We start from the raw sequence: 18,518 nt of genomic DNA, 5'->3' as shown, positions 1-18,518 counted from the left end.
TGGACTTTAGCTAATTATTTCAACATGATTAAAAGTGTCAAGATTACTAAAAATTTCACAAAAAAAGCTATATTCCACGCATTTAATAACATTGAAATATCACAAAAATACGCTTTTAGCTCCCATTATGCCTTATTGTGGTATTTACTATCTTTACGCGATGAAATCAATGCAACTATGAAGAAACCGATAGAAGGTTTTTCCAAACTGTCCAAAGAGGAGAAAATTAACTGGATAGCCCATAATTACACCCACGATAGTGCGGATACTATTGAAATCCTAAAACAATATTGGAGCAATGACAGTAAACTACAACAACTACACGATGAGTTTATTGAAAATACGATAAGTAACTTTTATTTACCACTTGGGATTGCTCCCAATTTTTTAATAAACGATATACTCTATGCCATTCCAATGGCGATAGAAGAAAGCTCGGTTGTTGCTGCAGCAAGCAAAGCTGCAAAATTTTGGCTAAACAGGGGAGGCTTCAAGACCAGCATAATCGGCACGGAAAAGGTAGGACAGGTACACTTTATGTACCAAGGTGACACTGCTAAACTAATGCGTTTCTTTAACAAGGTAAAACCTGAATTGATTGCCAAAGTTGCTCCTATCATCAAGAATATGGAGAAACGGGGAGGTGGAATAAATAACATTGAACTAAGAGACAAGAGTGCCGACCTTGCCAATTACCATCAATTACATTGTACTTTCGAGACCTTGGACGCCATGGGAGCTAATTTTATCAACTCCTGTTTGGAAAGTTTTGCCGAAACTCTAAAGGAAGAAGCCCTAAGGTACTCTGAATTCACGGAAAGTGAGAAAAGGATCGAAATCGTGATGAGCATACTCTCCAACAATATTCCCAATTGCCTGGTAAGGGCAGAAGTGAGTTGTCCTATCGGGGATTTAAAGGAACATCACAATATCTCAGCCATGGAATTTGCTCAGAAAATGGTTAGAGCCGTTGCTATTGCCAAAGTAGAACCCTATAGGGCGGTAACCCACAATAAAGGTATAATGAATGGTGTAGACGCCGTAGTATTGGCTACGGGTAATGATTTTAGGGCCATAGAGGCCGGGGCACATGCCTATGCTTCTAAAGATGGGAAATACAGCAGTCTTACCCATGCCAGCATTGAGGGCGACATCTTTAAATTTTGGATAGAGATCCCATTGGCACTGGGCACGGTTGGTGGATTGACCAGCCTACACCCTTTGGTAAAGATTGCCCTAGAAATCCTTCAACGACCAACAGCAAAAGAACTTATGCAAATCGTCGCAGCCGCTGGATTAGCACAAAACTTTGGTGCACTACGCTCATTAATCACTACCGGAATTCAACAAGGACACATGAAAATGCACCTATTGAATATCCTAAATCAATTGGGAGCCACAACTTCAGAAAAGGAGACCCTTATATCACATTTCAAAAAACATACGGCTTCCCACAGCGCTGTGGTTACAGCCTTTGAAAACTTAAGAAAACAAAAATGACAACCTCCTTTTACAGTAACGGAAAATTATTAATCACGGGTGAATACTTGGTATTAGATGGCGCCTTAAGCCTAGCGGTCCCAACTGTCTACGGCCAATCATTAGCAGTAAATCCAATCCCTAGTAGACAGTTAACCTGGAAAAGTTTGGATGAAAAAGGGAAGGTTTGGTTTCAAGAAACCTACGATCTTCAAGCGAACGGAACTCCCTTTCTATCCCCATTGCCCACTACGAGAAGTTTGGAAAATGACACGGACTCTTCCCTTAAAAATAACGAAACTGTTGCTAACACCTTACAATCTATTTTGTTGGAAGCTAAAAAACTGAACCCCTCATTTTTGGAAGATGAAAATGGCTACGAAATCACCACTTCGTTAAACTTTCCAAGGGAATGGGGATTGGGAACCTCATCAACACTGATCAACAATATTGCGCAATGGGCCAAAGTGGACGCTTTTACCCTGTTGTGGAATTCTTTTTCCGGAAGTGGATACGACATTGCCTGTGCCCAACACAACAGCCCAATTACCTATCAATTAAAAAATAGCAAACCAATAGCCATTACAGTGCCTTTTGACCCCTCGTTTAAAAACGAGCTGTACTTTGTACATTTAAATAAAAAACAAAACAGCAGAGACGGCATTGCAGCTTACAAGTCCAAGGAGATAGATCTATTTACGGTAATTCCAAAAATAAATAGTATTAGCAAACGAATCCAAACCTGCACCAAGCGTACGCAATTTGAAAAACTAATCCATAAACACGAGGCAATCATCAGTGAAATACTAGACATTCCCCCCATTCAGGAACAATTATTTCCCGATTTTAAGGGAGCTATAAAAAGTTTAGGAGCCTGGGGAGGCGATTTTATTTTGGCAGCGGGCAATAAGAATACCGCACAATACTTTAGGGATAAAGGGTATACTACAGTAATCCCTTACCCTAAAATGGTTAGATAGCAGTCTTAGCATTTCAAAAAACGACCGCTCTTTTAGTTCCACAAAACTACATCATCTACTATATCTTCAAAAAAAAAATGAGGCGATCCAATTGGACCGCCTCATTTTTGTATGTAGAACGATTTGGGTGACTAGTAAAAAGTAGCCCTATTATCCTTTATCTCGGATGCTTCCTTAAGCGCATTATAAACAGTCATGTCTACCCTACTTGCGGCAGCCGCCTGAAGGTTGTTGGCATAAGTACTATAGTTATCCAATTTTGGAGCATCCTCCTTTTTAGTAACCTTTACCATATAAACTCCAGTCTGTCCTTCCAATAGACCGGAAGTGGCTCCCTGAGCCATTGCAAAGGCTGTACCTACTACATAGGCTTCTGTCCCAGCTCCAGGAATGGTAGGTGATTTCATAGTCAAGGCCGAAGCTGTTGAAGCAACAACATTATTATCCTTGGCGAAAGCATCTATTGCCTTGCCTTTATTAGCCGATATGATCTGCGCTGCCTTTTTCTCTTTTCTGATCTTAGGCAAAACCATTACCGAAGCATCTTCTGTTGCCATAAGACCTTCATTGTACTTAGCAGTTAATTGCACTACCGCATACCCATTATTAATATTGAACCTCTTTACCTCACCCAGCTTAGTATCGTCATTAAATGCCCACTGCACTATGGCGCGTTGTGCGGAAAGTCCAGGAAGATTTTCATCCATAGCCTTAATCTTATTTACCGGCCTAACCACAAAATTATTTGCTTTGGCGGTAGCACCAAAATCCTTATCAGAAATGGCGTCCATTTCAAATTTGGTAGCCTCGGTAAAAAGGGAGTTGATGGTTTCATCAGAAGGCTCCAATTCTCTAGCCAATGTGGCAATTTGAACAACATCCTGCTTTTCGTCTATTTTCACCACGTGAAATCCAAAATCGGTTTCTACCATACCTATGGTCCCAGTCGGATTTTTAAAAGCAAAATCATTAAACGGCCCTACCATGACCCCTTCTTGGAAGTATCCAAGATCACCACCTCTTGGCCCTGATGGTCCGTCTGAATTATCTCTAGCCAATTGATTGAAAACTACTTCATTTTGCCTAGCTTCCTTCAATAAATCCTTTGCTTTTTTCTCTGCCTCTTCTTTGGTTCTTGTTACTTCAGGATTTGCATTTTGTGCACCTTCGTAGGCGATTAAGATGTGACTTGCCTTTACAGAACCGTTAGCCTTTTTGTCGATCATCTTAGAAACCTTATAAAAATTACCATCTTTATAAGGACCGAACATACTTCCTTTTGGTAAGGCCATAAGGGTATCGGCAAATTTACCAGACAATTCATTCTTAGCTTTATAGACAGTATCAAGTTTTTGATCGGAATGACGATCTAAAAATGCTACTAAATCCTTAGCTGCCCTAAATCCTTTAATGGTATCGTTGGTGTCATTTTGGGAATTGTATTCTACCTGATCCTCCAAAAGCTTGGCAATGGAAGTCTTAACATCCTTCTCATCCTCAACAGATGGTTTTTCCTCAAAATAAACAAACTGGATATCTCTTGACCTTTCTTGTTTAAAATCTTCCTTATGTGCTTTTACATAGGCTTCAATTTCTTTTTTACTTACTGATATCGTAGAATCTGGAATAGAAGAATAAGGAACCCTTACGTATTCGATATCCACTTTATCATTAGCCAAGTTATATTCTAACTCGCCTTCTTTTAAAGTTGATGCCACTCCAGCCCTTACCAAGTTAAAATACCCTTGTTCTTTTGCATTCTGAATAATGGCCTGCTCATCTTGCAACCAAAGTGCATAACGCCCAGGATTATTGGCTTTCCAATCCGCTACTGCTTCTTTAAACCTATTCTCATCAAATACGCCGTTAGCATTATGGAATTCAGGATTTTGAACGTAGGAGGGTATGGTCTTAATATAGTTGACGATTTGATCGTGACCTACTGCTATCCCCAATTCCTCGAATTGCTGATCTAGAATAGTATTCCGGACTTCTCTTTCCCACACTTGGTTTACCAATTGCATGGAAGAAGCCGATGGACCGGCCATTCTAGAGAATGCTTCCACGTCCCTTCTAAATTGATCGATGGAAATTTCATCACCATTTATTTCCCCTATAGAGGAACCCATCTTGCCGCCTCCCAGTTCATTACTACTGAAAACACCCGAAACTACGAATGCAAACAGTGCCAAACCGATAATTAATATTAGCACGGTTGTCCGTTTCCTTATATTCTCTAATACTGCCATTATGTAATCTATTTAAATTTAACCCGATAAGTATCGGGTGGCGAATTTACTACTTTCTTTTGAAATAATAAAAACTAAAAAACATCAATAATAAGGACGATTATCAATCCTTTTCCCGCACCTCCAATAAAACCAGATCAATTTTATTACTGGAAACCTCCAATACGGTAAAGTGAAAATTAGCAATTTTTATTTCTGAATTCTTCTCTGGAATCTCTCCTGTTTCGTTCATGATCAATCCGCCTAAAGTTTCGTATTCGTCACTTTCCGGCAGTTCAATTTTATATTGTTCGTTAACATAATCGACCTCTAGTCTACCAGAAAACTTGTATATATTATCATTTATTTGCTCTTCATGCAGATCGGTACTGTCGTGCTCATCCTCGATCTCTCCAAACAACTCCTCCACAATATCCTCTACTGTCATAACCCCAGAAGTACCACCATACTCGTCCAGCACCACGGCAATACTCTTCCTTTTCTTGGTTAGAATATTCAGGATATCGTTGATCAGCATGGTTTCGGGAACAAATTCTACAGGCAACAAAATGCTCTTTATTACCTTTGGTTTTTTAAATAACTCATAGGAATGCACATACCCTATTATGTTATCTATGGTATCCTTAAAGACCAGTATTTTTGAAAATCCAGTCTCCGTAAATAGCTTTGCTAAATTCTTAGGCGTCTCATGAAGTTCAACAGCGGCAATTTCAGTTCTTGGCACCATTACTTCTCTGGCCTTTACTGCAGAAAACTCCAAGGCATTCTGAAAAATCTGTATTTCAGAGTCTACCATATCCTCCTTTTCCACCGCTTCCATTTGCTCCGTAATATAATCTCCCAATTCTATCTTGCTAAATACCAGCTGCACCTCGTCCCCATCGGTCTTAAAAAAGACTTTTAAGATAAAATCCGAAATCCAAATAACAAAATCTGAAATCAGAGAAAATAATACATAGAAAATATAAGCAGGAATTGCCAATAAGCGCAACAAGGTATTACTATAGATCTGGAACAATACCTTGGGCATGAATTCTGCCGTCAATAAAATAATTAAAGTAGAGATAATGGTCTGGGTCAGCAGACTGAAATCAGTAAACATCAACTGTAAAAAACCGATGTCGGAGGTTTTCCAATCGTCGAACAATTTTATTAGCAGGTCTCCCATAAACAGCCCGTACACTACCAGTGCAATATTGTTTCCAATAAGCATGGTAGCAATAAACTTGGAAGGCCTTTTAGTAAGGAGCGTAAGCACCTTTGCCATAATTCCGTCCTGCTTTTTCTCAATTTCTATATGGATTTTGTTCGCGGAGATAAACGCGATTTCCATCCCGGAAAAAAATGCGGAAAAAAATAATGAAATGACAATAATAACAATCGCAGGATCCAAGGCTATTCTTTCTTGTTTTTCTGACGGTCCTCAAACCGCTTTCTATAGGACTTCTTAAAAATAAACATCCCCAATGAGACCACAGCGAAGAAAACAAACAAATAGGCACGCTCCCTATCCAAGTTCCATTGTTCATAAATTTCAAAAATAGAAATTACCGCTACTGCCAAATAAAGATATTCGGTATACCTTAAAATTTTAATCATCTTTTTTCTCTTTAATACTCATTAAACCGTAGGTCTTATTGGCATGAAAAAAACTAAAGGACCTGTTAAAATCCATTCCTTCCCCATCCATAATGGTTCCTTCTTCCTTATTTGTATACTTAAATTTTTGTTGGGTAAAAATCCAGTCGTTGCCTTTATCCCAATACAGTTGTGGTGCTTCCAATTTTTTTCCGTCCTCAGTCTCTATAACCACATTTCCTTGCAAATCTATCAAATTTGTTTTGGAATATATAATTCCATAATCTGCTGTAACGGTACTTTTCATCCCTTTATCATCAAAAAACTCTACTTTCAATCCCTTGGGGAAGGTCCTGTATGGAAAGTCCAAATTGTCAAAATCATTGCTAATCGGGCTTCTTAAAACAGCTATGATTTTGGAGCGGGAATCCCCATCATCAGCTTTCCCTCCATCGGTCTCCGTATAGGTAAGCGTAAAGTCTTCAGCGACCGCGCTGGGAAATATTTTTTTTATAGCCTCGTCCCCTACCCTTTTATAATTATCGGCACAGGAACAAAAAAGCATTGCCATAGTAATTACTATGGCAATGCTAATTAGGTTATGTATATTTTTTAATTTCATCTTATAAGCTAGGCACCTTTACGCTACCTCCAACCCAACATGGGAAACTTACAGTCTTTCCTGCCATTCCAGAATTAAAGATGTCTGTCTTGGAAGGTGCCTTGGCATTATAACTTGTTGCTGCCTGAGCAGAACTACCACTAACAGCAGGATCTACACGACCAGCTTGACGAGCCATTTCAGCTGCCTTCCAGTATATTGCTCTTTTCTCAAACGGAGTACTACCGCATTCATTGGCACTACTGGCATACAAACTAGCAATCAACAAATACGCTTTCCCATTTGCAGGGTTTGCATCTATCGCTCTTTGAGCATAGCTTCTTGCCGTAGACTTACTGCTTCTTCTGTAGCTAGTAGCTATTCTGTAGGCTATGTTAGACTTCTTTCTAGAATCGGTTTCCAATTCCAATGCCTTGTTAAAATCGGCAATCGCCCCTTTGGTATCCCCCGCGTTGTTTTTTAGGGCACCTCCATACATATAAGCACTTGCAGAAGGCTCCATAGCCAATTGCGCCTCAAATAATTTCTTAAACAACGGATCCTCTGTACACTCCTTGCTATACATTCTACTTACCGCTCTCTTCACCCAGGCTATATCGCCTTTCTTGGAATCGAAGCCTTTGTTGTAAAGTGGAATCAAGTTCTCACAGTTTGCTAGCGCTCCAAGTTTACTATCTATACTTTCAGCTATTTTACCATAACTTTCAGAATAGCTATTATAAGATCTCAACTGACTCGTTTCTTTTTTGGTCAAAGTACCTGCATCTTCTTTAGGCAAGAGTTTAGTAATTACATCAGTAAGCTTATCGTTCTCAACCTCTATCTTTTCAGTAACTGCATCATATCTTTCAAATACTTCTTCCACCTCTCTTTTACCCGCATTCTGAAGATCTACCAAACTGGAGAAGTATAAATAAAGTGCTTTTGGGTTTTTAAAATTATCCTTATCCTCATTAAAAGCCTTATCTAACCCAGCGTATATTTCTTCATCAGAGATAATTTTCTCATCATACTTCAACAACACCTTGTCAATGATAGTTTCAGCAACACTGGTTTTGGTAGCAAAATATTTCATGCGATTGTCATAAAGCTCCAAAAGCGCGTTAATGTTTGCTGTTTTTTCTGCACCAGTAGAATTTGCTACCCTGTGTTTTAATATTCTTTCACCGTAAAGAATATTGGCCCAGTTTAGAGTCGGGCAATTTTCGTATACCATTTTCCAAGGTGTATAGGCAGCATCATAATTCTTTACCTTAACATGTTCCGTATATATAGATAGATTGGTCATACATTCAGGGTTTTGTGCCTGTGCATTACCTAAACCTACAAACCCTATTAGGGCTATCACAATGATGTAGAGATTCTTTTTCATCTTTCTGAGTATTTTTAAATTTAAAGTGGTTAATGTAATAATTCCTAATCAATTCTTCGCTTAACAAACCAACCTATGTCGTTTAACGAAAGCCCCAAGTTTACCTTGAAATAATTCTCCTCAATCAAATCGCCGTATTTGGTTCCTCTTTTACCAAGTTCAAAGCCAATATTAATATTGGAAAAGTTTCTTCCTTGCCCCAGCGGTAAACCTAAACCAAAAGTTATGCCATAATCATTAATCTCCTTATTATTTACCACAATCCCAGAGGTTGAAACGCTGGTCCCGGCCCTATAGGTAACACGCTTTAGATAGTTTGAAAAAGATGCATAATCAGGAATATAATATCCTCCAAACCTCAAAGTGCTCGCATTTTGGTATTCCAAATTGCTCGCCGGAGTTAATTCATTTTCAAAGGCACTCAGCTCCTGAAAGCTGTATTCTGCACCTAGAAACCACTTTTTATCCTCCCCATAACCAACACCCAAGGTGGTTGTGGTAGGAATCTGAACACCCGTTCTCGCAAGCCCCTGTGATGACAGATCCACTTCTATCACCTCTAGATCCCTACCAGTTGCAGTTGAGAAAGAGCCAATGGTACGAGTATTTCTAGACACCAAATTTGCTTGAGTATTTACTATTACACTGGTAAACAACGTATGTTTTTCATTTATTTTGGGGCTATAATTAGCCGCGAAATTAAAATCGAACCCATTTATTCTTGAAGAAATCCTATTAAACGAACCCAATTGCAATCCTTCTATAGCCTGAACACTATTAGATTCCTGATTTCCAAAATTAAAATTGGAGGTTACCCCAATGCTAAAATCTTTAAAGACCTCATATCCCAAGGAAACATAAACTCTATTTATACCTCCTGACCCGGAATATGATTCTAAGACAGTTCCTTGTCCAGAAACTGTTCGTTCAGATTGAAAATTATAACCTACAGAGGAGTAGGGTATAATACCAAAACCCAATCCCAATCCTTTTCCAAGACTAAATCCCAAGGACAAATAATCCAAATTGGAAACAGAGGAACTCTCTTTGGAAGTATTCGTCTTAAAACTGTATTCCTTTCTTGACAGCCCCGCAGTATAGGTCGTTAACCCTAATTTGCTATAGGCAGCAGGGTTGTTTAAATTGATGTGGATACTATCCCCATAAACACTTAAACCTCCCATCATCTGATTCTCTACAGAATTGGTTGCCCTTAAATCCCCTATACCAAAATAAGAATATGGAGACACAGTACTGTTCTGGGCGTAAATGCTAACCGAAGTTACGCATAAAAATGCAATAATAAAATTTTTGATCATCTAGCGTTTGTTGTATTCTAGCAAATGATTTAACCCCAATAGGAGAAAATTAGAATGCGCAAATATGGTATTTTTTAATCGTTCTGACAAAAATTGCGCATCCCCGCCTGTTAAAATAACTGTTAAATCTGCAAATCTACTTTGATATTGTGAAATTACACCATCTATTTCATTACAAATACCATTAATCACTCCACTATGCATACAGTTCTCGGTTGAATTCCCTATAAAATCCAAGATCGATTTTATCTCCAACAGAGGTAATTTCGCAGTCTGCTCATGCATGGCCCTGTACCTCATACTTATCCCTGGCGAAATTGCACCCCCTAAATATTCCCCATAATCGTTTATGACATCATAGGTAACACAGGTTCCTGCATCTATAACCAAAGTATTGTTATTAGGATTATGGTAGAATGCCGCCGTTGCGAGAGCAACACGATCAACGCCCAAGGTTTGGGGCGTTGCGTAAGAATTCTTAAAAGGTGTCTTGGTAACATGACTCAATAAATGCACCCGGCAAAAAACCGACACCATTTCTATTTCTTCCTGACTTAAGCTACCAACCGTCGAAATAATGGCATTTTGTATGTTTCTAAATTCAGAAAAAACGGATTTCACATTATTTGCAAAATCTTTTAAAGGAATTTTCCGGTGAGAAACAATGTCACAATCCTTGAAAACAGCCATTTTTACTAGGGTATTACCCGCATCGATGATTAAATTCATATTACAAATATCAAAAAATGTAAAAAAACATAGTCCTTTTTTTTCATTTTTGTTTGTATATCATAAAATTGAATTTATATTTGCAGCCGCTTACAGCGTTTGGTGCCTTAGCTCAGTTGGTAGAGCAATGGACTGAAAATCCATGTGTCCCTGGTTCGATTCCTGGAGGCACCACCTCAAAAGCCCTTGATTTTCAAGGGCTTTTTTTTATTTACACCCATATTTACCCTAAATTTAATAGATCAAGATATCCCTAAAAATATTCTGCCCTATGACAAAATCCAAAAACCTACTTTTAATTTTCACCCGTAATCCGCAACTTGGCCAATGCAAAACACGGCTAGCTGCAAGTATCGGCGATCAGAATGCATTGGATATTTACAAATTCTTACTTTCACATACACAAAACATAACCAAAGGACTAGGTGTTGACAAATGGGTGTGTTATTCCGATTATATTGGGGAAAATGATTTATGGGACTCCTCTAATTATACAAAGAAAATACAACGCGGCGATGATTTGGGAGAACGGATGGCCAACGCTTTTAAGAATGGTTTTGAAGAGGGCTATGAAAAGATCATCGTTATTGGAAGCGATATGTATGACTTGGATGAAAAGGAAATTAATGCGGCTTTCAACTCCCTTGATATTAATGATTACGTGGTAGGTCCTGCGTTAGACGGCGGCTACTACCTATTGGGAATGAAAAAATTTATGCCCCAATTATTTAAGGGCAAGACATGGGGAACAGATACCGTACTAAAGAACACATTAAACCATCTAAGAGATGAAAAATATTTTCTGTTATCTCCTAAAAATGATATCGACGACTATGACGACATAAAAGACATAGCCGTGTTTACACCTTTTTTAAAAAAATAATATTGTATATGACACGTAAACAATTAAACGAATCCGTAGAATATCTAATTGAAAAAGGATTCGATAAACCTGAAATAGGAGTAGTTCTAGGTACAGGATTGGGAAAATTAGCTGAGGAAATTGAAAATCCCATTGAGGCCTTTTACAACCATATTCCCTATTTCCCATTGGCCACAGTAGAATTCCACGCCGGAAAACTAATTTTCGGAATCTTAGAAGGCAAAAAGGTGGTAGTAATGCAGGGCAGGTTCCATCTTTATGAGGGGTACGACTTAGTAGATGTCACCTACCCCATAAGAGTAATGCAGCGTCTAGGCATTAAAAAACTTTTTATATCCAACGCGGCCGGCGCCATAAATTTAAATTTCAAGAAAGGCGATATCATGCTCATCGAAGACCATATAAATTTACAAGGCGGATCTCCTTTAGCATTTAAAAATGTGGGAGAATTTGGCAATCGATTTACGGACATGAGCGAGCCATATGATCTAGAAATGCGCCAAAAGCTCCTCAAAATAGCCAAAAACAAAAATATAACCCTGCGCCAAGGAATCTATGTTTCTGTGGTAGGACCACAGCTGGAAACCAAAGCAGAATACCGAATGCTGAAAATTTTGGGGGCCGATGCAGTTGGAATGAGTACCGTGCCCGAGGTAATCGTTGCCAACCATTTAAACCTGCCCGTGGTAGCTATATCAGTGCTGACAGACGAGTGCGACCCCGATCAATTACAGGCCGTAAACATTGCAGAAATTATTGAAATCGCCGCTACCGCAGAGCCCAAAATGATCACATTGTTCCGCGAATTAATAAAGAACGTTTAAATTGAATAGTATAGTACAAAGTATTGAGATATGAGTATTGAGTATTGAGCCCTTCAACATACCCTATAACTTTGCAACTGTTTAACATCCGACATTTGCCATATGACCTTCGACAGTATTGGGTATAGAAAGTAGTGTTTGTTAAAAAAATAATGATATTAGTCCCATTATTCCGAAAGCTTTTGAGAGTTGTAACGACGATTGTATTAGCAATAAAAAAGCAATAGACATAAATAAGCCACAACCCACTAGGTTATTAGGCGATGAAACAAAAACATAGTACTATGAGTTATTTAAATGCAACAAACGAATTATACAAGGACGCTGCACTAACCCCAGATGTAGGGCTTTGCTGTACCACCAATCCGGCATGGCAATTTCCCGGACTTTCCATCCCCATCATAATGCAAGAAATGAATTATGGATGCGGAAGCACTATCTCGCCTCAGGACCTCACCAACAATCCGAAAATACTTTATGTGGGTGTTGGCGGTGGCATGGAGCTCCTCCAATTCGCCTATTTTTCTAGGCAAAAAGGAGGCGTTACTGGCGTGGATATTGTTGACGAGATGCTGGAAGCCTCCCGAAAAAACTTTGAAGTAGCAGCCAAGGATAACCCCTGGTATAAAAACGAATTTGTAAATCTTCTAAAAGGCGACGCGCTACACCTTCCTATTCCAGACGCAAGTATAGACGTAGCAGCACAAAATTGCCTGTTCAATATTTTTAAGGCCGAAGATCTTAAAAAAGCGGTGTCGGAAATGTACCGCGTATTAAAACCCCATGGCCGCTTGGTAATGAGCGACCCAATCTGTGAACAGCCAATGAACGATACCCTTAGAAATGACGATCGCCTACGCGCCCTCTGCCTAAGTGGAAGCATCCCCTTAAAAGAGTACATAAAAGTACTTACAGATGCTGGCTTTGGTACCATAGAAATTAGGGCTCGAAAATCATACCGTGTGCTATCCCCAAACCACTATCCAACAGAAGAACTAATTTTTATAGAATCTATAGAAATTGCAGCCATAAAAGATCCAATGCCTAAGGACGGACCCTGTGTTTTTACTGGAAAAACCGCTATCTATTATGGTGATGAGGAATATTTTGACGACAAAGATGGCCACGTGTTAATGCAAAACCAGCCCTTGGCCATTTGCGATAAAACAGCAGCAGCGCTACGGAAGAGTAATCCAGAAATCCACATAAGCGAAAGCACCTGGCATTACAATGGCGGTGGATGTTGTTAACCTTACGAACCAATAAGCGATTAAACTAATCTATGACACGTTCCATCACTTTTTTCCTATTGCTATTTTCAGTACCAGGTTTTTGCCTGAACCCGACTAATGGGTCGTTTATAGAAAATAATAAAATGGCAGCAAAAATCCAATTGGATCATTCCCTATGGAATGAGTTGCTTCAGAAACACGTAAACAAAAGTGGTGATGTGGATTATAAAGGTTTTAAAATAGACCGTGATCCTCTTGAAAAGTATCTGGAATATTTAAAAAACCACAAGCCTCCGGAAAGCGCCGGCCGCCAAGAAAAATTAGCCTACTATATCAATCTTTACAATGCGGCCACCGTTAAACTCATAGTGGATAATTACCCGCTAAAAAGCATAAAGGACCTAAGAAATCCGTGGGGACAGGATGTGGTGGCCATGGGTAAGGAGATAATATCTCTAGGGGACCTAGAGCATAAAATATTGCGAAAAATGGACGAGCCCCGTATTCATTTTGCTATTAACTGTGCCTCTTATTCGTGCCCAAAATTACTGAACCAGGCATTTACGGCATCCAATTTGGAGACCCTACTAGAACAAACAGCAATAGATTTTATAAATGATAAAAAACGCAATGTATTAGCCACGGACGAGGCCTCCCTTTCCGAAATTTTCAAGTGGTATAAAAAAGATTTCACCTCAGGGGGATCCCTAGTGGACTACATTAATAAATACGCCAGGGAAAAAGTGGACTCCAAGGCTAAAATTACATATCTCACCTACAATTGGACGCTAAATGAAGCTAAATAACCACAACAGTATTAGCATCATTATACCTGTATTTAACGAGGCTACCACTATTAAAATGTTACTGGAATATCTTCGGGAAAATAGCGTCACAAATGCCATTAAAGAAATTATAGTGGTAGATGGAGGCAGCACCGATCAATCCTTTGCTATTGCCAAAGACTTTGGCGCTACAATGTTAAGGGCGAAAAAAGGCCGTGCCAAACAAATGAATATAGGGGCAAAACATGCGTCCGGAGAAATTCTGTACTTTCTTCACGCCGACACCTTTCCCCCAAAGCAATTTGACCAATATATTTTAAGCGCTATAGAAACAGGTTTTAAGGCTGGCTGTTTTAGAATGAGATTCAATACTTCCAAAAAATTCTTGCAATTTTTCGCTTGGTTTAGCAGGATTAACCACAAATTATGCCGTGGAGGAGATCAGTCGCTATTCGTTCAGAAAGAACTTTTCCATAAATCTAAGGGGTATAATGAGGCCTATATCATATATGAGGACACCGAATTTATAGGGCGACTCTATAGGTCCGCAAAATTCACGGTGTTACCACAACACGTAATCACTTCGGCAAGAAAATATGAGCAGCTGGGCACGGTAAGATTACAGTACCACTTTGGTGTGATCCATCTGAAAAACATACTTGGTTTTGGTCCGGACCAATTGTACGATTACTACAAGAAAAACATTGCAAACTAACCCCTTAACGCAACTTTCTATCCCTATCTAAAATCACCCCTTCTGAAATCCATTTTGCAAGGGCCTGCCTATTGTCAGTATCCAAAATACGTCTTTGGTCTTTTTTATTCTTTATGTTTCCAATTTCAATATAGGCCATGGCCGGCAAGGTATTCTTTACCAAATACAAGCCACTTCGATCACCAAAGGTGCCTTCGTAACTTCTATTTGGCTGGTATTCTCTGTATTTGTTTAAAAATGTTTTATGGATGCTTTCCGCCAGATGCTTACCATTCTTACTCTTCTCATGATGATAAAAAAACACATCTATATTCTGGCCTTTACTCCTACTATCTACATGCGTTACGATTAACCGCTGATATTTACCACTATTTTCCAAGTACAGCTTGTTTACCACATCAACCCGTTGTTTTAATCGTTGCAATTGGTTTAAAGGGATTTCCTCGTTGGGATAAACTACCTCATCCCTGTCTATTTCCAAAACCTTATAATCCCTAATCCCATCATTTGGGTCCCTAACAATGATAAAGGTTTCAGCACCGTGAGACATTAGCTCTTTGGCCAATCGCAAGGTAATATCATAAGCATACTCGTCCTCTGCAATCATCTTTCCATCATAGATGGCCACGGCACCCGGATCGGGCCCGCCATGTCCCGAGATTAAATAGTAGACAGCACCTTTCAGCTTATTGCTCCTTATGGTCACCAAGGAGTGTTCTTTTCCGAAAATACCCTCCTCCAATACATTGGGAATCTCTTTAATTTCAGTAGATTTTTTCTGAATGGAAGCTTCTACTACAACCGAATCTACCTCAACAGGTGGCAAAATGTACTCCCTGCCTTCAAAAAGCTGAATGCTATCCCACAAATTAGCTTTATTCAAGGCAATAAAATGCCCATAATGCTCGGCTGGACTCATTCCATGTTTTCTGAGCAATGAATATATCCCATCCCCTTTTTCCGCAATGACGGTATTTACTGAAGTCTGTGAAAACCCGTAAAGCGATACCAAACCAAGCATCCATAATAGTCGATATGTTCTTTTGAAATACACCAAAATAATTTTAAACAAAGATTATCAAAAATTCTGCCGAAATCCAAAAATCTAGGAGAGTGCACAACAAATGATGTCTTTAAAACTATATAAGTACCAAAACGATGCAACCAATAACGAACCCTATAGAACCAAAAAGTAGATGGGAGTTCCTAAGTCCGTTTGTAAAAATTCTTTATCACTTCCTGGGCAGGTTTATTTTGCGGTGTAAACCTGTTATCCATTGGTCCGCCTGCCTTTTCATGATCTATAAACCATTTCCAAACAAAGCCACCTGCAAACCACTCCTCATTCCAAAATTCTTCAAAAATAGCCTGGGTCGCATTCACCTGGGCATCTAGGTTAATATCATCCTCACTATGGTCTACCAACCAGGGTCTTTTAGCGGTATAATTATTACTTCTATACCCATATTCCGTAAACAATACTGGCTTGTCCACTGCCATGGATAGGGTTCTTATTTTGTCCTTGTGTTTCTGCCAGCCTTGTCGCAGTTGCGCAACCGTTGGTGTTTTTTGATCAGATAAGGGAAAGTAGGCGTCTATTCCTATAAAATCTAACTGATCCCAGAAAGGAACCCTACCATACTCATCCCAATTGGCGGCATAGGTAAGCTTCCCACTGTAAATACCTCTAATTTTCAGTATTAAAGACTTCCAATAAGCAGGTCGGTGATTTACAAATTGTTCCAACTCCGTTCCAACACAAAAGGCATCTACTTGGGTTTCCTGGGCAAGGGAGGCATAGGCCATAATAAATTTTTCATAGGAGATTTCCAAGGCCTTCCATTTTTCCTCCGAATCCATTTTCATACTCCCAGTGAACTCACCCCTAGAAATCCAGATCTGCGGTTTCAACATCACCTTAAGTCCATTGTCATGTAAAATATCCACATATTGCCTTGTCCCAGTCCTGGTTTCCCCAAACCACTGTCTAGAAGTATCAAAAATTATTTCAGGAGAATCCTTATCTCGTATAAACCCAAAAGGCATTACCGCAGCACATTTTGCATAAATATCGTGCACCGCATCCACATCTTTCTGGGTCACGGCATTGCGGGAGGCAACAAAACTTACTCCATTCAATTTTTCTATTGGCCCATCATTACAAGACCCTAGTAAAGAACATAAAATGATGATGCAAAATTGTTTCATTTAGACCTATTTATGCTCTAATTTAACGTATTCCCCACTGATTTAAAAATACCAGTACCCAAGTTTGTCAATTACTTTATTCTTACTTTTACATGAAACACCCCTATAACACCGGTATTTATATCTATTCTAAATAAGGCTGGATATTTTAAGGTATTACAATTAAGGCCGACAGAGTTTACACAACCATTTATCTATGGAACACATTGTTATTATTGGCAATGGCATTGCGGGAATTACCGCGGCCCGTCACATCCGAAAACTATCAGACAAAAAAATCACCGTTATTTCCGCGGAAAGTGATTATTTTTTCGCCCGCACGGCTCTTATGTACATTTATATGGGGCATATGAAGTTTGAGCACACCCAACCTTATGAAAATTGGTTCTGGAAAAAGAATCGGATCGATCTTATAAATGCCTTTGTAACCAAGGTCGATTCCGAAAACAAGAAACTTTTACTACAAGATTCTCAAGAGATAAAATTTGATAAGCTGATTATTGCCACAGGCTCAAAACCCAATATGTTTGGATGGCCAGGGCAGGACCTGAAAGGGGTTCAGGGGTTATACTCTAAACAAGATCTTGAATTGCTGGAAGTTAACGCTCCTAATAAGGACGTCTGTAAAAGGGCAGTAATAGTTGGCGGTGGATTAATTGGAATAGAAATGGCAGAAATGCTCCGAAGTAGGGACATCCCCGTTACCTTTTTAGTACGGGAAGAAAGTTTCTGGGACATTGTATTACCGCAAGGGGAATCCCAAATGATCAATGAGCATATCCTTGAGCATCATATCGATCTGCGATTGAACACCAATCTGGTGAAAATTATTCCGGATGAAAATGGGAGGACGAAAGCCGTAACCACAGACAAGGGCGAAACAATAGAATGTAATGTAGTTGGTCTGGCTGCAGGAGTTTCGCCAAAGGTAGATTTCCTAAAAGGCGCTGGCATTACATTAGGAAAAGGAGTGAAGGTAAACGAATTTTTAGAGACAAATATTAGGGATATATACGCCATTGGGGATTGTGCAGAACAACATCAGACCATTGGTAACCGCAGACCCGTGGAAGCAGTATGGTACACGGGAAGGATGATGGGTGAAGCATTGGCACAGACTATCTGTGGTCGCAGAACACCTTACAATCCGGGCCATTGGTTTAATTCAGCTAAATTTTTGGATATAGAGTACCAAACCTATGGATGGGTTTTTCCAGAAGGTTCAAAAAAAGAATACGAAGAGCATTTTCACTGGCGACATCCCACAGAAAAAATTTGTATTACCGTGGCTTTCCACAAAGACAGCAAACAACTATTGGGAATTAACACCTTTGGAATACGAATGCGGCATGAAATAGTGGATCGATGGCTGACCGAAAAAAGGGGAATTGGATATGTTATGGAATATTTAAAGGATGCCAATTTTGATCCTGAATTTTATACGCGTTACGAAAAAACCATAGTGGCACATTTCAATAGCACCTTTGGCACCAATATCATCACGAAAAAGAAAAGTTGGAAACGAATATTTAGCAACGCCTAG

At 39.3% G+C, this 18,518-nt stretch carries 17 protein-coding genes and 1 tRNA gene; 9 read left to right on the top strand and 9 right to left on the bottom strand.

The genetic code is table 11. The features are described 5' to 3' along the window. Positions 1-177 precede the first annotated feature (177 nt). Entirely contained in the window at positions 178-1,500 is a 1,323-nt protein-coding gene (locus tag KCTC52924_RS08665; RefSeq protein WP_251806330.1) for a hydroxymethylglutaryl-CoA reductase, degradative, read from the top strand. After that, a complete protein-coding gene (locus KCTC52924_RS08660) occupies positions 1,497-2,459 on the top strand; it encodes a GYDIA family GHMP kinase (protein WP_251806329.1) in 963 nt (320 codons plus the stop codon). Before KCTC52924_RS08665 ends, KCTC52924_RS08660 begins: the two co-directional genes overlap by 4 nt. Before the next feature lie 131 nt (positions 2,460-2,590). On the opposite strand, the gene KCTC52924_RS08655 is transcribed toward KCTC52924_RS08660, so the two are convergent. From KCTC52924_RS08655 to KCTC52924_RS08625, 7 genes are all read right to left on the bottom strand, one after another. After that, positions 2,591-4,708: a SurA N-terminal domain-containing protein gene (locus tag KCTC52924_RS08655; protein WP_251806328.1), complete on the bottom strand. Its 2,118-nt coding sequence runs from the start codon at positions 4,706-4,708 to the stop codon at positions 2,591-2,593. A gap of 103 nt (positions 4,709-4,811) precedes the next feature. After that, on the bottom strand, positions 4,812-6,041 hold the full coding sequence (locus KCTC52924_RS08650; RefSeq protein ID WP_251806327.1) for a hemolysin family protein: 1,230 nt from the start codon (positions 6,039-6,041) through the stop codon (positions 4,812-4,814). Positions 6,042-6,103: 62 nt separating this feature from the next. Next, entirely contained in the window at positions 6,104-6,307 is a 204-nt protein-coding gene (locus KCTC52924_RS08645) for a hypothetical protein (protein ID WP_251806326.1), read from the bottom strand. Continuing rightward, positions 6,300-6,908, bottom strand: coding sequence for an LPS export ABC transporter periplasmic protein LptC (gene lptC / locus KCTC52924_RS08640; RefSeq protein WP_251806325.1), 609 nt, complete (start codon positions 6,906-6,908; stop codon positions 6,300-6,302). Before lptC ends, KCTC52924_RS08645 begins: the two co-directional genes overlap by 8 nt. A 1-nt stretch (position 6,909) precedes the next feature. Next, positions 6,910-8,280: a M48 family metallopeptidase gene (locus KCTC52924_RS08635; RefSeq protein ID WP_251806324.1), complete on the bottom strand. Its 1,371-nt coding sequence runs from the start codon at positions 8,278-8,280 to the stop codon at positions 6,910-6,912. Positions 8,281-8,324: 44 nt separating this feature from the next. Next, complete coding sequence (locus KCTC52924_RS08630; protein WP_251806323.1) at positions 8,325-9,599, bottom strand: hypothetical protein; 1,275 nt, start codon at positions 9,597-9,599, stop codon at positions 8,325-8,327. Next, positions 9,600-10,328, bottom strand: a complete 729-nt coding sequence (locus tag KCTC52924_RS08625; RefSeq protein ID WP_251806322.1) for a type III pantothenate kinase — start codon at positions 10,326-10,328, stop codon at positions 9,600-9,602. A 101-nt stretch (positions 10,329-10,429) separates the two neighbouring features. Between KCTC52924_RS08625 and KCTC52924_RS08620 the strand changes: the two genes are divergently transcribed. From KCTC52924_RS08620 to KCTC52924_RS08595, 6 genes are all read left to right on the top strand, one after another. Continuing rightward, positions 10,430-10,502 (top strand) — tRNA-Phe (locus KCTC52924_RS08620). A 97-nt stretch (positions 10,503-10,599) separates the two neighbouring features. Beyond that, positions 10,600-11,211, top strand: coding sequence for a TIGR04282 family arsenosugar biosynthesis glycosyltransferase (locus tag KCTC52924_RS08615; protein WP_251806321.1), 612 nt, complete (start codon positions 10,600-10,602; stop codon positions 11,209-11,211). Positions 11,212-11,219: 8 nt separating this feature from the next. Then, on the top strand, positions 11,220-12,035 hold the full coding sequence (locus KCTC52924_RS08610) for a purine-nucleoside phosphorylase (RefSeq protein WP_251806320.1): 816 nt from the start codon (positions 11,220-11,222) through the stop codon (positions 12,033-12,035). Positions 12,036-12,319: 284 nt separating this feature from the next. Next, positions 12,320-13,285: an arsenosugar biosynthesis arsenite methyltransferase ArsM gene (arsM, locus tag KCTC52924_RS08605; RefSeq protein WP_251806319.1), complete on the top strand. Its 966-nt coding sequence runs from the start codon at positions 12,320-12,322 to the stop codon at positions 13,283-13,285. Between the two features lie 125 nt (positions 13,286-13,410). After that, entirely contained in the window at positions 13,411-14,073 is a 663-nt protein-coding gene (locus tag KCTC52924_RS08600; protein ID WP_251806318.1) for a DUF547 domain-containing protein, read from the top strand. Further along, positions 14,060-14,767, top strand: coding sequence for a TIGR04283 family arsenosugar biosynthesis glycosyltransferase (locus KCTC52924_RS08595; protein WP_251806317.1), 708 nt, complete (start codon positions 14,060-14,062; stop codon positions 14,765-14,767). Before KCTC52924_RS08600 ends, KCTC52924_RS08595 begins: the two co-directional genes overlap by 14 nt. A gap of 4 nt (positions 14,768-14,771) precedes the next feature. Here the strand turns inward: KCTC52924_RS08595 and KCTC52924_RS08590 are convergent, their stop codons facing one another. Beyond that, positions 14,772-15,821 carry an N-acetylmuramoyl-L-alanine amidase gene (locus KCTC52924_RS08590; RefSeq protein WP_353057459.1) on the bottom strand — a complete coding sequence of 350 codons (1,050 nt, stop codon included), beginning with the start codon at positions 15,819-15,821 and terminating at the stop codon, positions 14,772-14,774. A 152-nt stretch (positions 15,822-15,973) separates the two neighbouring features. Next, positions 15,974-16,975 (bottom strand): glycoside hydrolase family 113, encoded by a 1,002-nt coding sequence (locus tag KCTC52924_RS08585; protein WP_251806316.1) that lies wholly within the window; start codon positions 16,973-16,975, stop codon positions 15,974-15,976. A 196-nt stretch (positions 16,976-17,171) separates the two neighbouring features. Here KCTC52924_RS08585 and KCTC52924_RS08580 point away from each other — a divergent pair, with 196 nt between their 5' ends. Then, positions 17,172-18,518, top strand: a complete 1,347-nt coding sequence (locus tag KCTC52924_RS08580) for an NAD(P)/FAD-dependent oxidoreductase (RefSeq protein ID WP_251806315.1) — start codon at positions 17,172-17,174, stop codon at positions 18,516-18,518.

It is taken from the genome of Arenibacter antarcticus, from assembly GCF_041320605.1.
GTDB classification, from domain to species: Bacteria; Bacteroidota; Bacteroidia; order Flavobacteriales; family Flavobacteriaceae; genus Arenibacter; species Arenibacter antarcticus.
This window is presented reverse-complemented; position numbering and strand designations above follow the sequence as displayed.